The following is an 18,137-nucleotide window of genomic DNA, read 5'->3' as shown; positions in this document are numbered from 1 at the left end:
CGGCTTATGTATTATAATTTTCTATAAGTTAATTTAAAACAGGGGTTGCCGGTTCTTTTATATTAAGATCGATCGGGTCTTTAACTTTTTCATTAGTTAAGGCAAGGTCAATCACTTCTTTCATTTCTTTAACATAATGAAACTTCAGATCCTTAATATAATCTTCCTTAATTTCCAGAATATCCTTTTCATTCGATTTACTCAGGATGATCTCCTTTATATTAGCACGTTTAGCTGCAAGAATCTTTTCTTTGATTCCACCAACTGGTAAAACTTTTCCACGTAAAGTAATTTCACCAGTCATTGCCAGATGTTGTTTAACTCTGCGTTGACTAAAGGCCGAAGTTAAGGCAGTAAGCATCGTTATACCTGCTGAAGGACCATCTTTCGGTGTTGCTCCGGCAGGAACATGAACATGCACATCCCATAATTCAAAAAGGCGATGGTCTATCTTAAATTGAGCAGCATGAGCACGAAGATAGGCCATTGCAATAGAGGCAGATTCTTTCATTACATCGCCGAGATTGCCGGTAATGCTTAACTTTCCTTTACCCGGACTAAGACTGGCCTCTATAAATAAAATATCGCCGCCAACCTGTGTCCAGGCGAGACCTGTTACAACGCCGGCTACTTCGTTTCCTTCATAAAGGTCTTTATCAAAAATTGGAGGACCTAAAATCTTCTCCACATCCGTTTTGCTCAAAGCAGATGTGAATTCTTCTTCCATAGCTATTTTGGTAGCAACTCCACGCACCACTGATCCTATCTTTTTTTCTAATCCGCGCACACCAGATTCACGGGTATAATCTTCGATAATTTTTTCAATTACTGAGGCTTTCAGAGCGACATCCTTTTTCTTTAAGCCGTGCTGCTCTAATTGTTTGGGCAGCAAATGCTGCTTCGCTATCTCTATTTTTTCTTCAATTGTATAGCCATTAACTTCAATTATTTCCATCCTGTCCAGAAGGGCAGGCTGGATATTGCTTAAAGAGTTTGCTGTAGCAATAAACATCACATTCGATAAATCGTAATCAAGCTCTACATAATGATCGTAGAAGGCGTTGTTCTGTTCCGGATCAAGTACCTCTAATAAAGCAGAAGATGGATCACCCCTGAAATCATTACCGACTTTATCGATCTCATCTAAAACAAAAACCGCGTTTGCAGCTCCTGCTTTTTTTAATGATTGAATAATTCTGCCGGGCATGGCGCCAATATAAGTTTTTCTATGACCCCGAATTTCTGCCTCGTCACGAATCCCTCCTAAAGCCATTCTGACATATTTTCTTCCCAGAGCTTTTGCGATAGATTTACCAAGAGAGGTCTTCCCAACTCCCGGAGGGCCTGCCAGACAAAGGATAGGAGCCTTCATATTGTTTTTTAGCTTTAAAACAGCTAAGTATTCAATTATTCTCCGTTTTACTTTTTCAAGGCCAAAGTGATCTTTTTCAAGAATTCGCTGGGCGCGCTTTAAATCGAAATTGTCTTTAGTAAATTCATTCCATGGAAGATCCAGCAATAATTCCAGATAGTTAACCTGAACCGAATATTCCGCAGCTGCGGGATTCATTCGAGCCAGTTTATCCATTTCTTTAGAAAAATGATCATTTACTTCTTTTGACCATTTCTTTTTTACCCCCCTTTGTCTTAAGTTATCCAACTCAAGATCCGGTGAGTTTCCGCCTAATTCTTCCTGGATAGTTTTTAATTGCTGATTTAAAAAATAATCGCGCTGCTGTTTATCCAGGTCAGTTCTTACTTTAATCTGAATCTGATTTCTCAGTTCAAGCATTTGAAGCTCGATTGTGAGATGTTCAAGAACCATTCTTGCGCGATCGTGCAGATTTGCCACCTCTAACATTTGTTGCTTTATCGCAACATCAGCATTCATGTTAGAAGAAATGAAATTGATCAGAAACGAGGTACTCTCAATGTTTTTTATAGCTATTCCCGCTTCGCTTGGTATGTTGGGAGAGAGCTGAATAATTTGCATCGCAAGTTCTTTCACCGAAGCAACTACGGCTTTAAACTCTTTATCTGTTTTTGGTTTTATCTCTTCAAACTTATTGATAGTTGCTTTAATGTAAGGTTCGCTTTGAACTTCCTCTCCTAATCTGAAGCGCTGTTTTCCCTGAATGATTACGGTAGTACTTCCATCAGGCATTTGAAGCATTTTAATAATCAATGCAACAGTACCTACATTATTTAACTGATCAAACTGCGGGTCTTCTATGGCCACATCTCTTTGTGAAACTACTCCAATGGTACGGTCGCCCTTATATGCATCCTTAATTAGCTTAATGGATTTATCCCGTCCAACAGTAATAGGGATAACCACTCCAGGAAACAACACAGTGTTGCGTAACGGAAGAATGGATAAGGTTTCCGGTGTAGCTTCATTGTTCATTTCCTCTTCGTCTTCCTGAGACATCAAAGGAAAGAATTCGGTATCTTCATTTATTATAGGTAGTGTTTGATTAAAATCAAAGTTGCTCATGCATTTCCTTTTTCGTCAAATTGACAGTGATTCTTTTTTTGCGGTGTATTTATTCTGAATGCCTATAGTGTGCAATGCTTATGCCAATCAAATTAAATTGGTGCGATAATTAAAAACTACTTATATAATTGCTCTCCAGGAGCATTGAAGCATGATTAAAATTTAATTATGCTGTTAAAAAGTCAGTTCAATGATAATTCTTTTTTTAAACAAAGCAACAAAATAATTAACCTTGTGTATTATTACATTCTTCAATCCGTTATAATTATAATTAATTATGCATTGAAGTACTGGAATAGAATAATCTTAATAATTATACGTTTCAGCAACAAGTCAACTTATAAATTTCAAATGAAAGTAATTATCGCTCTGTTTTCTTTTTTATTCTTTTTTGCAGGTTTTGTTAATGCTCAGCAAAGCTCAGAATCTACCAATCCCTACGTGCGACTGGGGCATAAAGCCGTTTTAGATGGCGATTTTAAAAATGCAGTAACTCATCTTGAAAAATCTTTACCCGCGGAAGCAAATAATGCCGATGTCTTATATATGCTGGCCTATTCATATTATCATTCAGGTGATTTTCAAAAATCAATCAGCACATTTGGTAGAGTAATTTCATTACGTCCCAACGATGTTTCATCTTATTATTACCGCGGCAAGGCGAGAAATTTTCTGGGGGCACAAATGAATAGTGCATTAACTCCTTTAGAACGTGAAAAAATATTATTAGCCAGTATTAAAGATTATAGTAAAGCTCTGGAAATAAATCCGGAAGATAAGAAGTTGTATCAGAACCGGGCTATTGCTTATCGCGATTATGCGATTTTAAAAGGACAAAAGAATCCACGGGTATACGATAAGAATATTGCCATAAATTCATATAAGTCTTGTATCAATGATTTGCAGAGAGTTTTAGATGCCAATCCGGGAAGAAAAGACATTATGGATGAGATGAAAAAGGCTAAGGTATATATGACCAATCTGGATTAAGAACAGAAAATGTAAGGTCCTTACAGAGCCTATTCAAGATTACTTATAAAATAAAATGGCCTGTCGCAAATCGACAGGCCATTTTTTATGATCTTATCTGCTGAACCGCCTTGAAAATGGAATTCTTCCGCCAAAATCCTGTACCCAATAATAGTTCTGCATGGCAATGCCAACATCTTTAAAGGCAGGGCTCATAAGATTTTTGCAATGACTTGGACTATTTAGCCATCCCTGCATCACTTCTCTGATGCTTCGCTGATTAAACGCGATATTTTCTCCTATAGTAAAGCTTTGAAAACCTTCATAAGTATATCCTGCAGACGTTATACGATCTTTGATCCTGTCGCCATTTTTACTTACGTGACTAAAATATTTGTTTCGTGCCATATCTTGAGCATGCCCAAGTGCAGAAAGTTGTAATTCATTGTTCCAGATCAGGGGTTCTACCGGTGGCATATAAGTGTCTCCGCATTTGCATCCTTCAGATCTGGCTTTATTAATACGTCGGAGAAACTCTTTTTCAAAATCTACAACTTCAAAAAAGGAATTTTTGACAGCAGGATTTACGGTAGCAGCGGATTTAATTAATGGAGCCTGAGGTTTTTTTGCAACACAGGATGTAACTATTAAAAGAGCCAGTGGCCCTAAAATTAAATTCTTCATATTACCCATTCGACAATAAAAACGTAGTATTAAGTCATTTATTGGATTATTGGTTTTTAAAAATTGAAGATATTGAATACTCGTTTTTACCAATAACGAGAACATTTTGGCGTTTTTTTATAATGTAAAGTGAATCAGGAAAATAGGTTAATTCTTCCGTCGAGGTATATAAGGCATTGGATGTTTTATTGAAAATCAGGATTTTTTTAACCGCCCCGTTTTCGGAGAAGCGAATCGTTATTTTTTTTGTCCTTAGATTATTATCAGAAGATAAGTATTCTCGGTCAGGACCATTGGTTTTAACCAGGTAGCTGCTTTTCCATGCAGGTTTATTAATATCAGATTCAGCAAAAAGCTCCAATTCTGTTTTCCAGTCAGCTACCCTTACGTGTTTCTTTTCAAAGTCTATATTCTGCGAAACTATTTTTTCTATTACCGGATTTTGCTTTTGAAGTCTTTTAGCTTCTTTCTCAAAATACCCGCGGATGTCAAAGTATTTTCCAGGCATATTCCTGGAGTCTTCCTTTGTGCTGCATCCAGCCAGAAAGACTCCAAGAAATACTGCAATATAAATTTTCATAATATTAAACCAGGATATTTCCGGTCATTTTTTCTGGTATAGGAACATTTAGAATTTTTAAAATAGTTGGGCCTATATCGCCAAGTTTGCCATCGGCTATTTTTTTGTAGTCATTATCAATTAAGATACAAGGTACCAGGTTAGTGGTATGAGCAGTATTGGGAGAGCCGTCTTCATTAACCATAAAGTCAGCGTTTCCATGATCAGCGATAATGATGAAAGAATAATCATTTTTTAACCCGTTTTCAACTACAGACTGTAAACAACTATCTACAGTTTCTACTGCTTTTACAACAGCCTCAAACACCCCGGTATGTCCAACCATATCTGGATTTGCAAAATTGAGACAAACAAAGTCAGGTTTATTGGTGTCGAAATCCTCGCAGATTGCATCCCTTATGCCTTTTGCGCTCATTTCTGGCTGGAGATCATATGTCGCAACTTTAGGGGAGGGTACAAGTAAGCGTCTTTCTCCATTAAATTCTTTTTCTCTGCCTCCTGAAAAGAAAAATGTAACGTGCGGATACTTTTCTGTTTCAGCAATTCTTACCTGAGTTTTACCATGTTGCTCTAATACCTCTCCCAGTGTTTGGGTTAGATCATCTTTTGTGAAAACAACTTTTACATTTTTAAAAGTTTCGTCATAAGTGGTCATGGTAATGTACTTCAGATTCAAAGGCTGCATCTGATATTCAGGAAATGCTTTTTGAGTAAGTGCCTGAGTGATTTCACGGCCCCGGTCGGTTCTGAAGTTAAAGCAAATAACCACATCATCGGGTTGAATAACTGCTAAAGGCTGATTTGAGGAGTCGACTTTAACAATTGGTTTCATAAACTCGTCAGTTATGCCTTCTGAGTAGAGTTGTTTTATAGTAGCAAGCAGATCGCTTGTTTTACCACCAATCCCATTTACCATCACATCATAGGCCTGTTTAACACGTTCCCAGCGATTGTCTCTATCCATTGCATAATAACGACCTATTAACGATGCTATTTTTACCGGAGATGTTGATAGATATGTTTCTAATTTACTGATATAATTTATGCCGGAATTTGGATCCGTATCTCTGCCGTCAAGAAAAGCATGGATAAATACTTTATCCAAAGCATAACTTTTTGCGGCATCGCATAGGCCTATTAAATGTTTAGTATGTGAGTGCACTCCGCCATCAGATACCAATCCGATGAAGTGAACCTGTTTATTCTCTTTTTTAGCATATTCAAACGCTTCTTTTAAAACGGGGTTTGAAATTAATTCACCGTCTTCAACTGCTTTGTGAATGCGTCCCAATTCCTGATAAACAACCCGTCCGGCTCCCAGGTTCATATGGCCAACTTCAGAATTACCCATTTGTCCTTCTGGTAAGCCTACTGCCATACCCGAAGCTTCCAGTGTTGAATTTGGATAATTCGCTATTAATTTATCAAAAAAAGGTGTGTTTGCAGCAACAATGGCATTTGACTTATCGGCTTTGCCGTATCCCCAGCCGTCAAGAATAATCAGAGCTAATTTTTTATTTTCCACGGTGCAAACTTACATAATTTTGCTCTTTTGGGCTCTGATAAAAACAATTTCGACGTGAAATTGATCTATAAATACCTATTAATTAAGAAATAAGTCTAAAAGTCATGTCCGAGGTTTCAGATGCGGCTTATATATGGTTGCAATGTTTTTTCAATAGTGATCAATCAACTAATCTCACTGTATTTCTTATTTTTGCGCAGTAATTATGGAAATCTATAAAGAACAACTTTACAAATTTATTTTAGATGCATTAAAAGAAGACGTTGGTGAAGGGGATCACACCTCGCTGTCAACTATTCCTAAAGATCAGCAGGGGAGTGCAAAACTTTTAATTAAAGAGGCGGGCGTAATAGCTGGAGTAGATGTGGCTTTAGAAATTTTTAAGCAGGTTGATCCGAAACTTGAGATTAAAGTTTTTATTAATGATGGAACTGAAGTTAATTATGGTGATATTGTTTTAAATGTTACAGGTAGTAGCTACTCAATTTTAGTAGCTGAGCGTCTTGTGTTGAACACAATGCAGCGCATGAGTGGTATAGCTTCAACCACAAGCCGGATTGCAACCTTATTAAAAGATACCGGCACCAGGGTTTTGGATACACGTAAAACAACTCCTAATATGCGGTTCCTTGAAAAACAGGCGGTTAAAATTGGAGGAGGGGTGAATCATAGATTCGGATTGTACGATATGATCCTGATCAAAGACAATCATGTCGATTACGCTGGTGGAATAAGCCAGGCTCTCAATGCCGCAAAGAAATACCTGAAAGACAATAATAAAAATATTCAGATTGAGATAGAAGTAAGAAACCTAGATGAGCTTAAAGAAGTGATAGCTTGTGGAGAAGTAGACAGAATTTTGCTTGATAATTTCGATTTCGAAACATTAAAAACTGCTGTGAAATTGGTAAACGGAAAGTTTATTACGGAAGCTTCTGGTGGCATTACAGAGGACAATGTGTTACAATATGCTCTTTGTGGTGTTGATTTTGTGTCTATGGGAGCTTTGACCCATTCGGTTAAAAGTCTGGACATGAGTCTGAAAGCTGTTAAAAACTAATTTAAGGAGAGTTTTGCATGAATTTAGCATTGCTTTTTTTTAATATTGTAACCTGAATGATTTCGATTTATTCTCTTTCTGCCCTTGTTGCAGCCTATTTATTTGGATCAATACCTACAGCAGTGTGGATAGGACAGGCCTTTTACGGTATTGACGTTCGTGAATACGGAAGCGGAAATGCAGGTGCTACCAACACCTTTCGGGTGCTTGGAAAAAACGCTGGTATCGCAGTAATGCTTTTAGATATTTTTAAAGGATGGACAGCAACTAACCTTGCATATTTAATCGGACTTTCTGTTACCGGGCCCCAACATTCAGTTCAGTTTGTAAACTATCAGTTAGCCCTCGGTATTATTGCGGTAATGGGACATTTATTTCCAATTTTTGCTGGTTTTAGAGGGGGGAAAGGAATTGCGACATTATTCGGGATGATACTGGCAGTGCATTCTATGGCGGCTTTAGTATGTGTTCTCGTGTTTGTTTCAGTTCTTTTAATATCAAAATACGTATCCTTAAGTTCTATTGCGGCCGGATTTTCTTTTCCCCTCAGTGTAATATTCCTGTTTCACTCTCCATTGCGGTCAATCGTCGTTTATGGAATGTGTATCTGCATTTTGATACTGGTAACCCATCAAAAAAATATTGAACGCTTGCTAAAAGGCAAAGAAGCTAAAGTAAATTTCTTCAGAAAAAAACAGCTGGACTAATATTTGCGTTAAGTATTAAAACACAGATAATATTATGAGAAGTTTAAAAATAATATGCAGCATGGTATTGATAACAATATTAGCTGCTTGCGCGACGGTGCCTTTAACCGGTCGACGACAATTGAGCCTGGCCAATTCAGAAGCTATCCAGCAGGAAGCAGATCAAGCCTATAGTCAATTTTTAAATGATCCCAAAACAGTAGTTGTAAGGAGTGGTACTGACGCAACCAGGGTGAAAAATATTGGCGGACGTATTGCCAGGGCTGTAGAAACCTATCTTAATCAGAACGGTTATGCTAACCAGTATAACTTTCAATGGGCATTTAATTTGATTCAAAGCAAGGACATCAATGCCTGGTGTATGCCTGGTGGAAAGGTTGCTGTATATACAGGTTTGGTTCCTGTTGCCCAGACTGACGCTGGTTTAGCGACTGTTATGTCGCATGAGATTGCTCATGCTATCGCAAGGCATGCTGAAGAGCGTTATTCTCAAATGATGGGAGCACAGGCTCTGGGTGGCATCGTGGGTGCAGCTACAGGAGGATCACAAGCTATTGGACAGTTATATGGTATTGGCGGACAGCTTGCTTTGTTAAAATATGGACGGGCCCAGGAAACTGAAGCAGACAGATTAGGCCTAGTTTTTATGGCAATGGCCGGATACAGCCCCGATGATGCCTTAGCATTCTGGAGAAGAATGGCTTCTGCAAAAGAGGGTAATGGCACTCCTCCTGAGTTTTTGAGTACTCACCCCAGTGATGAAACGCGGATCGCTCAAATACAGAAAAATCTGCCGGAAGCCAGAAAGTATTATAAAAGATAAAATTAAAAATGCTCCGGAGAACCGGAGCATTTTTAATTTATAACATCCTTGGTTATCTAGTTATTTAGTAAAACACTACGGATTGCTGCTGCTTTTACTAAGCATTCATCATATTCATTTTCAGGATCAGAAGCAAACGTTATTGCACTGCCAACCTGAAATGATAAATATTTTTTTTCGGCATTGTATAAAATCGTTCTGATCACAACGTTAAAGTCAAAATCACCATTTGGGGCAAAGTAACCTATTGCTCCTGAAAAGACACCTCTTTTAGTTCTCTCATATTTCTCGATCAGTTCCATTGCTGAGATTTTCGGGGCACCTGTCATAGATCCCATCGGAAATACAGATTTAATAATTTCGGAATTGTTCAGGCCTGGGTTGACTTTGCAAACTACGGTTGAAATCATCTGGTGCACTTGTTCAAATGAATAAATACCAAACAACTCTTCGACTTCCACGCTGCCGGGTACAGCACATTTGGTAAGGTCATTCCGCACCAAATCAACAATCATAACATTCTCAGCCTGCTCTTTGCTGTTGTTTTTTAAAGATTGTTTTAATAGTTCATCTTCAGCAGGGTCGGTACTTCTTTTAATGGTTCCTTTTATGGGCTGAGATATAAGTTTTCCCCCGCGTTTAGTTAAAAAACGTTCGGGTGTGGCACTGATAATGTAACTGCTTTTATATTTGAAGAATGTAGCAAAAGGAGTTGGTGAGATTGTATTAAGTGCATGAAAGGCATTTAAAGGTTCAAGATGACAATTTTCAGAATAAAATTCCTGGCAGAAATTTGCTTCGTAAATATCACCGCGACGGATGTGGTCTTTCAAGCGGGATACAGTATCTCTATATTCAGAAGGTGAAAACCGGCTTTCAATATTCCCCTTAAAAGAGAAATTCAGGTTATCCAGCTCAGTTTGCTCTATTTGCTCGCAAATTCTATCTTTCTCGGCAGATAAAATTTGTACTTTACCCTGTTTAATAAGAATCAGATGTAAAGGTTTAAAAAAATAAAGTTCCGGAAAATGAAGGTGATCGGGATTTGATGATGTTAAGTTCTCCGTTTCGTTTTTCAAATCGTAACCTAAAAAACCCAAAACCCAATCTTTGTTGTTGTTTAATAAATGAGCAAGGTGAGTAAATGCTGATCCTGAGTTTTTTTTGAGTTCCAGGTTTGTCCCGGCAGCAATTAAGACATCAAATGCTGAGTATGGATCGGTATAGTCGTTTGAGTCAAAATAACAGGCTGTCTCAAAAGAGGCAGCCCATTGTAATGCTTTTTGCTTAAAAAGATCTAAATCTTCCGGATTATGAATTTCCATGCCGGAAAATTTGAATTTAGTTCAAAATCAGAGTTTGAACACGGTCAGGTCCAACCGAAAGATACTTTACAGGTACCCCGACTTCTGCTTCTAAATACTTTACATAAGCCATTAATTTTTCTGGAATTTCAGCTATAGTTTTAATTCCAGTCAGATCCTCTTTCCAACCATCAATTTCTTTAAAAACTGGTTTGGGTTCGATTGAACAGATATCATAAGGCATATAATCTATAGTTTCACCATTATATTCGTAATGCGTGCAGGCATAAATTTTGTCGAAGCCACTTAATACATCCGCCTTTGTCATTACCAGTTCGGTAACTCCATTAAGCATGACAGCGTATTTAAGAGCAGGAAGATCAATCCATCCGCAGCGACGTGGGCGACCAGTTGTAGCACCGAATTCATGACCTGTTTTGCGAAGTTCTTCACCGGTTTCATCATGTAACTCAGTAGGGAATGGTCCGCCCCCAACACGTGTGCAGTAAGCTTTGAAAATTCCGATTACGGAACCGATTTTGGACGGTGCGATGCCGAGACCAGTACAGGCCCCTGCCGCAGTCGTATTAGAAGAAGTGACAAAAGGATAAGATCCAAAATCTACGTCAAGCATTGCGCCCTGTGCACCTTCGGCCAAAACACTTTTACCTGCGGTTAAAAATTGATTTACATAATGCTCGCTGTCTACTTGCGGGATTGCCTTAAGATATTCTATTGCTTCGAAGAACGCAGCTTCTTTTTCTGAGAAATCAGGAATTTCACCGTAGTGTGAAAGAATAGATTTATGCTTATTTACCAGTTTGTTGTATTTGTCTTTGAAATCAGGCAGCATTGTATCGCCAACTCTAACGCCATTACGACCGGTTTTGTCCATATATGTGGGACCGATACCTTTTAGCGTAGAGCCGATTTTTCCATCGCCCATCTTACTTTCAGAGGCAGCGTCAAGCAATTGATGTGTCGGAAGAATAAGGTGAGCCTTACGTGCAATAACCAGCTTTTTGGCTGCTACAGGATCAAAACCACTTTTTTTAAGGTTTTCAAGTTCCCGTTTAAGAATAATCGGATCGATTACTACACCATTGCCGATCAGATTCATGGTTTTTTCATTGAAAATTCCGGAAGGGATAGTATTCAATACATATTTCTGATTGTCAAATTCCAGCGTGTGCCCGGCATTAGGCCCACCTTGAAAGCGTGCGATTAAATCATATTTCGGACTTAGAACATCAACAATTTTTCCTTTTCCTTCATCGCCCCATTGGAGGCCTAAGAGTACGTCAACAGCCATTTAAATTATTTTGGTATTAATTTTTTGAATAAGATTCACAATAACCGGCTTTTAATTTAGCACAGTTGCCGTAAAGATTTAGAGAGTGGTGTTTAATTTCAAATTTCAGTAAATCGCCCATCATGGATTGTATCTGGCCAATTCGCGGATCGCAGAATTCAACTACTTTACCACAGTCTATGCAAATGATATGGTCATGTTGTTTATATCCATATGATTTTTCGAATTGAGCCATATTTTTACCAAACTGATGTTTGGTAACCAGATCACAAGAGACCAGGAGCTCCAGGGTATTGTAAACTGTCGCTCTGCTCACACGATATTTTTTATTTTTCATGTGGATGTAAAGTGACTCTACATCAAAATGGTCGCTACGTGAATATATTTCTTCCAGTATAGCAAAACGCTCGGGCGTTTTTCTTAAGTTTTTATTTTCGAGGTAAGCCTCAAAAATCTTTTTTACAAGTGCTATAGTTTCTTGTGCAGGCATAGTTTGCTTTAACAGCGCTCAAATTTATCCAAAAAAATAAGAAATCTTAAAAGTTTTATGAAGCCAAATCAATATTTTGGTGTTCTGAGTCAAATCGGGTCACCGCTGTTACTCCTTTTACCTGCCTGAGTTTCTTAATCAGATTGTCAAGATGTTGCGTGTCGTTCACGTAAACCATTATGGAGCCTTCAAAAATCCCTTCATTGCTATCCACCGTAATGGAGCGCATGTTAACTTTAAAATCGTTAGAAATTACTGTAGTTAATTTATTTATTAAGCCCACATCGTCAATTCCGGTTATGCGCAAGCCTGTTAAAAACGCCAGTTCCTTCTGCGATGTCCATTTAGCTTTTACTATCCGGTAACCGTAATTGGCCATCAGTTTGGCGGCATTGGGACAGGTTGTACGATGGATTTTAATTCCGTCATTAATCGTTATAAATCCGAATACGTCATCGCCAGGAATGGGATTACAGCAGGTTGAAAGTTTGTAATCTATTTTTTGTAAATCTTCACCGATAAGTAAGGTGTTGCTGTCTTTAGATTTAACTTTATTAATAATTCCTTCTATCTGATGAGCTTCAATTTTTTCCGGTGACCGTTGTTCAATGGTTTTTTCGGAGGTTTGAAATTGCTTCAGATCCTTTAAATCAATAACACCGGTAGCAACATTATAGAACAGATCCAGAGGTGAGGGATATTTAAAATAATAGGTAATCTTATTGATGTTATCTGTGTTGTACGTTATTTTAAGAGATTTTAGTTTTCTCTCCAGAATTTCTTTCCCTTCATCAGCAACTCGGCGTTTTTCTTCTTTAAGACTTGATTTAATTTTAGATTTCGCTTTCGCGGTAACCACAAAATTTAACCAGTCTTCTTTAGGAGTTTGTTTACTGGAGGTGATTATCTCAACCTGATCACCATTCTGAAGCTTATGCGAAAGTGGCACCAGTTTGTGGTTTACTTTTGCTCCGATACATTTTGCTCCGATATCAGAGTGAATATCAAATGCAAAATCAAGCGCAGTAGCTTCTGTTGGAAGTTGTTTTAATGCACCCTTAGGAGTAAAGATGAAAATCTCATCAGAAAAAAGGTTCATTTTGAAATCATCCAGAAAATCCAGTGCGTTCGATTCAGGGTTGCTTAAGAGTTCACGTACCTTTTGTATCCACAGATCCAAGCCACTGTCTGACGAAGATTCTTTATATTTCCAATGTGCCGCAAATCCTTTTTCAGCAATCTCATTCATGCGCATAGTTCTGATTTGAACTTCTACCCACTGGCCCTTAGGACCCATAACCGTAGTGTGTAAAGATTCGTACCCATTGGCTCTTGGCGAAGAGATCCAGTCACGCAACCTGTCAGGATTAGGACGATATAAGTCAGTTACAATTGAATATGCTTTCCAGCAATCTGCTTTTTCGGTTTCCGGTTTGCTGTCTAATATAATACGGATGGCAAAAAGGTCATACACTTCCTCAAATGGAATTCCTTTGCTCCGCATTTTATTCCATATAGAGTGAATTGATTTCGGACGGCCGTATACTTCCGCAGTCAGGCCCTGCTCTTCAAGTATGTCTTTTATGGGTTCAACGAATGCTTTTACATATTGCTCTCTTTCTGCCTTTTTTTCGTTTAATTTTTTAGCGATGAATTTATAGGTCTCTGATTCCATATATTTCATGGAGAGATCCTCTAATTCGGATTTCATGGCATATAAACCTAGGCGGTGTGCCAGCGGCGCGTAGAGATAAATAGTTTCAGATGAAATTTTCATTTGTTTATCCCTTGGCATAAAATCCATGGTTCGCATATTGTGCAAACGGTCGGCCAGCTTTATTAAAATTACTCTGACATCATCTGCCAGGGTAAGCAGCATCTTTCTGAAGTTTTCTGCCTGTAAAGAGCTGTTCGTATCAAAGACGCCGGAAATTTTGGTTAAACCATCTATTATTTTAGCGACTTTTTTTCCGAACTCTCTTTCAATATCATCAAGAGTAATTGCTGTATCTTCAACTACATCGTGTAATAAGGCACATACAATGGAAGTAGTTCCCAAACCAATTTCTTCTGCAGCAATTTGTGCAACTGCAATAGGGTGATAAATATATGGTTCGCCGGATTTACGGCGCATATCTTTATGGCTGTCAAGGGCCATGTCAAAGGCTTGCCTGATCAGGCGCTTGTCCCCCCTCTGTAAAGTTGACTTACAGGCTTTTAACAACGCACGATACCTTTTAAGTATTTCCGCTTTTTCGGCTTCCAGATCAATTACTAACTCATTCATATTCAAATCTGAAACATTCTGTCAAAATTTTGTCCTCTTTATACTTAATGGGTTACAATTTCGTATATTGGATATTAATTATAAACGAAATTAGGTGTATTTTTGTGCACTCCCTAAAGTATGAAAATTTTTAGTCTTGCCTTTTTTTTATGTGTATTATTCAGTTATTCTTTTGCTCAGGAGAATAATTCTGGTGTTGCTCCAGGTAAGAATGATACAATAAAGGTATATGCTACCCGCGATATTGATGGAACAATGATTCCATGGATCCCCCTTGCTGATGTAAACATTAAAATTACACGTGTTTTTAGAACGCCTGAAGCAAGATTTCAATACGACCGTCTAAAATATAATGTTCTTAAAGTGCTTCCTTATGCCAGGTTTGCCCGCAATAGGTATACCAAACTTAGTCAGGACCTTGCACTAACCACAAATAAAAGAGATCAAAGAAAGCTTGTTAAGGCCTGCGATCAGGAAATCAAAGATATGTTTAACCGCGAAGTTAAAAATATGTCGATTTACCAGGGTGAAATTCTCATAAAATTAATCGACCGCGAAACCGGAAAAAGCACCTACGATTTAGTCAGAGAAATTAAAGGCGGTGTTACTGCATTTCTTTATCAATCTATTGCAAGAGTATCTGGCCATAATCTTAAGCATCAGTATAATGCTCAGGAAGAGCGGGATATTGAAGCAATAATTCTAATGGCGGGATATAATTAAATACCTGTTCATTTTTTGCCTCTCTGCCTCATAAAGCCCAATTTACACACCTAGTTTAATAAATGAAAACGTCATGAGCATACCACTCACCAGCAGCAATGAATATGAGCTCATGATAGCTTAAACGCCATAAAAGACAAATATTCTCAAATGAAAATAGACATTTTAGCTTTCGCAGCGCATCCTGATGATGCCGAATTAAGTTGTTCCGGAACCTTGCTTATGCATAAAGCTTTGGGTAAAAAAATAGGGATAATAGATTTAACCCGCGGTGAATTGGGAAGCAGAGGAACAGCAGAAACCAGAGACCTGGAAGCTAAGGAATCCAGTAATATTTTGGGCTTAGATGTTCGTGAAAATTTGGGAATGAGGGATGGGTTTTTTGTAAATGATGAAGATCATCGCTTGCAGATCATCACAAAGATCAGGCAATATCAGCCGGAAATACTTCTTGTTAATGCCGTACATGATCGCCATCCCGATCATGGAAGGGGAGGCTTTTTATTAAATGAATCTGCATTTTTGGCAGGTCTGCCTAAGATAGTTACCATTTTTGAAGGAAAACAGCAAGTAGCATGGCGCCCCAGGCTGGTGTTGGAATATATTCAGGATGCCTATATAAAACCCGATATTTTGATTGATATTTCGGAGTTTTGGGATTTAAAAATGGCCTCAATAAAAGCTTTCAAAACTCAGTTTTATAATCCCGATATTGAAGAAGAGCATGAAACCTATATTTCGAGCCCCGACTTTGTTAAAGTAATTGAAGCAAGAGCAAGAGAATTTGGTAAATCAATCGGTGCTACGTTTGCAGAAGGTTTCACAAGCAAAAAACTGCTGGGTGTTGATGATTTGTTTAATCTGAGGTAATTTATAAAGAAGGAAGAATTCGTTCCATAATTTCCATTCCCGCATCAATATGCTCCGGGCGCATGATAAGCGCTGGTCTGAAGCGAATGGAGGATGTTCCGCAGCCAATAAACAAAACATTATTTTCGAATCCTTTCGCTATAAATTTATCGCGCATTTTTTGATCGGGGAAATCAAAGGCCGTTAGCATCCCGAATCCACGAACATTAGATATTTGGGGATGTTTCCCGGAAAGATCTTTTAAACGTTTTTGAAGATATTGCCCTGTTTGGGCGGCATTCTCTACTAATCTATCTTCATTAATTATCTGAAGTATTTTAGATGCCCGAACCATATCCGTAAGATTACCTCCCCAGGTCGAATTTAATCTCGAAGGAACGGTGAATACATTGCCTTCAATCTCATCTACTTTTCTGCTGACAAGTATTCCGCATATCTGCATTTTTTTTCCAAAGGCGATTATATCCGGACGGGCCTTTTCTCCAAAATGTTCATGACACCAGAACTTTCCGGATAAACCAACACCTGTTTGCACCTCGTCGTAAATCAGGAAACATTCATTTTCATCCGCCAGGACTTTTACCTGTTCCAGAAATTCCTTTCTGACGTGTTTATCACCTCCTTCGGCTTGAACCGGCTCAATAATAATGGCACAGATATCATCTTTATTTTCGGCAAACGCCAGCTTAATCTGTTGAATAGAACGCTCTTCTCGTTGAATAAGGTCTGTTAAATTTTCTCCGGTTAAAGGATAATGAATTGCTGGAGTTGAAACGCGAGGCCAGTTAAATTTAGCGAACCATTTTGTTTTTTCGGGATGAGTATTGGTTAAGCTCAGTGTATATCCGGTGCGACCATGGAAGGCATTTTCAAAATGTATTACCTTAAAACCTCGTTCTTCGGTATATCCCTTTCTGAAATTTTTCTGCACTTTCCAATCCATAGCTGTTTTAAGCGCATTTTCAATTGCCAGACCTCCGCCCGCAATAAAAAATGCATGCGGTAAATAATCTGGTATAGCAGTTTTTGCGAAGGTGTCTACAAATTCAGCATATTGTTGTGTGTAAATATCCGAGTTAGAAGGATTGCTGATTGCCGCCAGAAGTAAATTCTTTTTGAACTCTTCATCATTCAGCATTTTAGGATGGTTATAACCCAAAGGTACAGAAGCAAAACAAGTAAAAAAATCAAGCATATTCCTTCTATGCTTAGAATCGTACATGAAAACACCTTCGCTTTTTTCCATATCAAAGGTAAGGTCATAGCCATCGGCAAGGATGTGTTTTGCTAATATTTCGTGTACATTTTCGGGTGTGACAGATAATTTATACATACCAGATATTTACTCAAAAATACTAAATAAGGAGCGAAAACCTGATGGGGCATCGCTTGATAAAATTACTCATTTTGAAATTTTTCTTTCATACCCAGTAATCCAAATAAGCCTCCTGTATGTATAGCCAGGATTTTGTCACCATGTAGAAAATAATTTTTCTTTGCCAGATCAAAGATCGCAAACATCATTTTACCTGTGTACACGGGATCGAGTAGCACACCAGTCCCTGAAGCAAAATCTTTAATGAATTGAATGAGTTCTGGCTGAGTTTTCGCATATCCTCCGAAATGATAATCGGAATGTAAGCTAAATTCAACAGGTTGCAAAAGAAGCTTTCCAATTTCTTTTTTAAGAAAATCGCCTTTTAAAACAGATATTCCATGAAAAACAGTGTTGGAGTTTATAGCTTTTAATCCATTTATGATACCGGCCGCAGTTGTACCTGTTCCGCAGGAACAAAATATATGCTGGTATTCTTGCTTAAGTTCATCGATTAATTCAGCACACCCTTGTGCGCCTTCATTACTGCATCCTCCTTCATCAATTAAAAAGGCAGTCTGATCATCTTTAAAATGTTTGTCGAAAAGGGTTTGCTTATCGCGATAGCTTTCCCTGTCTGCAAAAAGAAGATTCATGCCAAACAATCTGCAAAAGGTTAGTGTCTCGGTATTTATATCTTCCCCGCGGACAATCCCTGTACTTTTCAGTCCGAATTTAGCTGCAGCACATGCTGTCGCCAATAAATGATTGGACCACACTCCGCCAAAGGTCACAAGGTGTTTTTTGCCCTCGGACTCAGCTTTACGCAATATATATTTTAGCTTTCGCCATTTGTTTCCGGAAATAAATGGATGAATAAGATCGTCCCTTTTAAGATAGACTCTGATCTTCTTTTCAAGAAATAGTGGATGATGGAATTCTTCTTCAGGACTATGGAAATCAAGGTTTATCATCTCATGAAAATAAAAAA

Annotated in this window: 16 protein-coding genes; 6 read left to right on the top strand and 10 right to left on the bottom strand. The window is 38.2% G+C overall.

Annotated features, from left to right (window positions below; all coding sequences use genetic code 11):
* Positions 1-28: 28 nt before the first annotated feature.
* Positions 29-2,497 (bottom strand): endopeptidase La, encoded by a 2,469-nt coding sequence (gene lon, locus WG906_RS02730; protein WP_339990985.1) that lies wholly within the window; start codon positions 2,495-2,497, stop codon positions 29-31.
* Positions 2,498-2,848: 351 nt separating this feature from the next.
* Between lon and WG906_RS02725 the strand changes: the two genes are divergently transcribed.
* Positions 2,849-3,487, top strand: coding sequence for a tetratricopeptide repeat protein (locus WG906_RS02725; protein ID WP_339990984.1), 639 nt, complete (start codon positions 2,849-2,851; stop codon positions 3,485-3,487).
* Between the two features lie 93 nt (positions 3,488-3,580).
* Here WG906_RS02725 and WG906_RS02720 read toward each other — a convergent pair whose 3' ends face one another.
* From WG906_RS02720 to gpmI, 3 genes are read right to left on the bottom strand one after another with little or no spacing between them, the layout of a single operon-like run.
* Positions 3,581-4,150 carry a CAP domain-containing protein gene (locus WG906_RS02720; RefSeq protein ID WP_339990983.1) on the bottom strand — a complete coding sequence of 190 codons (570 nt, stop codon included), beginning with the start codon at positions 4,148-4,150 and terminating at the stop codon, positions 3,581-3,583.
* A gap of 46 nt (positions 4,151-4,196) precedes the next feature.
* The gene (locus WG906_RS02715) at positions 4,197-4,730 is read right to left on the bottom strand and encodes a hypothetical protein (protein WP_339990982.1); all 534 of its coding nucleotides are present in this window, start codon (positions 4,728-4,730) and stop codon (positions 4,197-4,199) included.
* 4 nt (positions 4,731-4,734) lie between these two features.
* Positions 4,735-6,255, bottom strand: a complete 1,521-nt coding sequence (gene gpmI, locus WG906_RS02710; RefSeq protein ID WP_339990981.1) for a 2,3-bisphosphoglycerate-independent phosphoglycerate mutase — start codon at positions 6,253-6,255, stop codon at positions 4,735-4,737.
* Between the two features lie 205 nt (positions 6,256-6,460).
* Here gpmI and nadC point away from each other — a divergent pair, with 205 nt between their 5' ends.
* From nadC to WG906_RS02695, 3 genes are read left to right on the top strand one after another with little or no spacing between them, the layout of a single operon-like run.
* Positions 6,461-7,315, top strand: a complete 855-nt coding sequence (nadC, locus tag WG906_RS02705) for a carboxylating nicotinate-nucleotide diphosphorylase (protein ID WP_339990980.1) — start codon at positions 6,461-6,463, stop codon at positions 7,313-7,315.
* Positions 7,316-7,371: 56 nt separating this feature from the next.
* Positions 7,372-8,022: a glycerol-3-phosphate 1-O-acyltransferase PlsY gene (plsY, locus tag WG906_RS02700; protein ID WP_339990979.1), complete on the top strand. Its 651-nt coding sequence runs from the start codon at positions 7,372-7,374 to the stop codon at positions 8,020-8,022.
* A gap of 34 nt (positions 8,023-8,056) precedes the next feature.
* A complete protein-coding gene (locus tag WG906_RS02695; protein WP_339990978.1) occupies positions 8,057-8,845 on the top strand; it encodes a M48 family metallopeptidase in 789 nt (262 codons plus the stop codon).
* Positions 8,846-8,901: 56 nt separating this feature from the next.
* Here WG906_RS02695 and WG906_RS02690 read toward each other — a convergent pair whose 3' ends face one another.
* The 4 genes from WG906_RS02690 to WG906_RS02675 are packed head-to-tail and all read right to left on the bottom strand — an operon-like array spanning position 8,902 to position 14,238.
* On the bottom strand, positions 8,902-10,170 hold the full coding sequence (locus WG906_RS02690) for an anthranilate synthase component I family protein (RefSeq protein WP_339990977.1): 1,269 nt from the start codon (positions 10,168-10,170) through the stop codon (positions 8,902-8,904).
* 16 nt (positions 10,171-10,186) lie between these two features.
* The gene (locus tag WG906_RS02685; protein WP_339990976.1) at positions 10,187-11,461 is read right to left on the bottom strand and encodes an adenylosuccinate synthase; all 1,275 of its coding nucleotides are present in this window, start codon (positions 11,459-11,461) and stop codon (positions 10,187-10,189) included.
* 16 nt (positions 11,462-11,477) lie between these two features.
* Positions 11,478-11,951: a Fur family transcriptional regulator gene (locus WG906_RS02680; RefSeq protein ID WP_339990975.1), complete on the bottom strand. Its 474-nt coding sequence runs from the start codon at positions 11,949-11,951 to the stop codon at positions 11,478-11,480.
* 55 nt (positions 11,952-12,006) lie between these two features.
* Complete coding sequence (locus tag WG906_RS02675; protein WP_339990974.1) at positions 12,007-14,238, bottom strand: RelA/SpoT family protein; 2,232 nt, start codon at positions 14,236-14,238, stop codon at positions 12,007-12,009.
* A gap of 120 nt (positions 14,239-14,358) precedes the next feature.
* Here WG906_RS02675 and WG906_RS02670 point away from each other — a divergent pair, with 120 nt between their 5' ends.
* The gene (locus WG906_RS02670; protein WP_339990973.1) at positions 14,359-14,961 is read left to right on the top strand and encodes a DUF4294 domain-containing protein; all 603 of its coding nucleotides are present in this window, start codon (positions 14,359-14,361) and stop codon (positions 14,959-14,961) included.
* A 150-nt stretch (positions 14,962-15,111) separates the two neighbouring features.
* Positions 15,112-15,831: a bacillithiol biosynthesis deacetylase BshB1 gene (gene bshB1 / locus WG906_RS02665; protein WP_339990972.1), complete on the top strand. Its 720-nt coding sequence runs from the start codon at positions 15,112-15,114 to the stop codon at positions 15,829-15,831.
* 1 nt (position 15,832) lies between these two features.
* On the opposite strand, the gene lat is transcribed toward bshB1, so the two are convergent.
* Together lat and WG906_RS02655 are read right to left on the bottom strand one after the other, a co-directional pair.
* Positions 15,833-17,164, bottom strand: a complete 1,332-nt coding sequence (gene lat, locus WG906_RS02660; protein WP_339990971.1) for an L-lysine 6-transaminase — start codon at positions 17,162-17,164, stop codon at positions 15,833-15,835.
* Between the two features lie 65 nt (positions 17,165-17,229).
* Complete coding sequence (locus WG906_RS02655; RefSeq protein WP_339990970.1) at positions 17,230-18,120, bottom strand: 1-aminocyclopropane-1-carboxylate deaminase/D-cysteine desulfhydrase; 891 nt, start codon at positions 18,118-18,120, stop codon at positions 17,230-17,232.
* Between the last annotated feature and the right edge of the window lie 17 nt (positions 18,121-18,137).

This window comes from Pedobacter superstes (genome assembly GCF_037622515.1).
Classification (GTDB): domain Bacteria; phylum Bacteroidota; class Bacteroidia; order Sphingobacteriales; family Sphingobacteriaceae; genus Paradesertivirga; species Paradesertivirga superstes.
The sequence above is the reverse complement of the archived record's forward strand: the minus strand, read 5'-3'. Positions and strand labels throughout refer to the sequence as shown.

Coding starts and splice junctions, on each gene's coding strand:
- lon (WP_339990985.1), bottom strand. CDS start 2,497: ATGAGCAACTTTGATTTTAATCAAACACTACCTATAATAAATGAAGAT.
- WG906_RS02725 (WP_339990984.1), top strand. CDS start 2,849: ATGAAAGTAATTATCGCTCTGTTTTCTTTTTTATTCTTTTTTGCAGGT.
- WG906_RS02720 (WP_339990983.1), bottom strand. CDS start 4,150: ATGAAGAATTTAATTTTAGGGCCACTGGCTCTTTTAATAGTTACATCC.
- WG906_RS02715 (WP_339990982.1), bottom strand. CDS start 4,730: ATGAAAATTTATATTGCAGTATTTCTTGGAGTCTTTCTGGCTGGATGC.
- nadC (WP_339990980.1), top strand. CDS start 6,461: ATGGAAATCTATAAAGAACAACTTTACAAATTTATTTTAGATGCATTA.
- plsY (WP_339990979.1), top strand. CDS start 7,372: ATGATTTCGATTTATTCTCTTTCTGCCCTTGTTGCAGCCTATTTATTT.
- WG906_RS02695 (WP_339990978.1), top strand. CDS start 8,057: ATGAGAAGTTTAAAAATAATATGCAGCATGGTATTGATAACAATATTA.
- WG906_RS02690 (WP_339990977.1), bottom strand. CDS start 10,170: ATGGAAATTCATAATCCGGAAGATTTAGATCTTTTTAAGCAAAAAGCA.
- WG906_RS02685 (WP_339990976.1), bottom strand. CDS start 11,461: ATGGCTGTTGACGTACTCTTAGGCCTCCAATGGGGCGATGAAGGAAAA.
- WG906_RS02680 (WP_339990975.1), bottom strand. CDS start 11,951: ATGCCTGCACAAGAAACTATAGCACTTGTAAAAAAGATTTTTGAGGCT.
- WG906_RS02675 (WP_339990974.1), bottom strand. CDS start 14,238: ATGAATGAGTTAGTAATTGATCTGGAAGCCGAAAAAGCGGAAATACTT.
- WG906_RS02670 (WP_339990973.1), top strand. CDS start 14,359: ATGAAAATTTTTAGTCTTGCCTTTTTTTTATGTGTATTATTCAGTTAT.
- bshB1 (WP_339990972.1), top strand. CDS start 15,112: ATGAAAATAGACATTTTAGCTTTCGCAGCGCATCCTGATGATGCCGAA.
- lat (WP_339990971.1), bottom strand. CDS start 17,164: ATGTATAAATTATCTGTCACACCCGAAAATGTACACGAAATATTAGCA.
- WG906_RS02655 (WP_339990970.1), bottom strand. CDS start 18,120: ATGATAAACCTTGATTTCCATAGTCCTGAAGAAGAATTCCATCATCCA.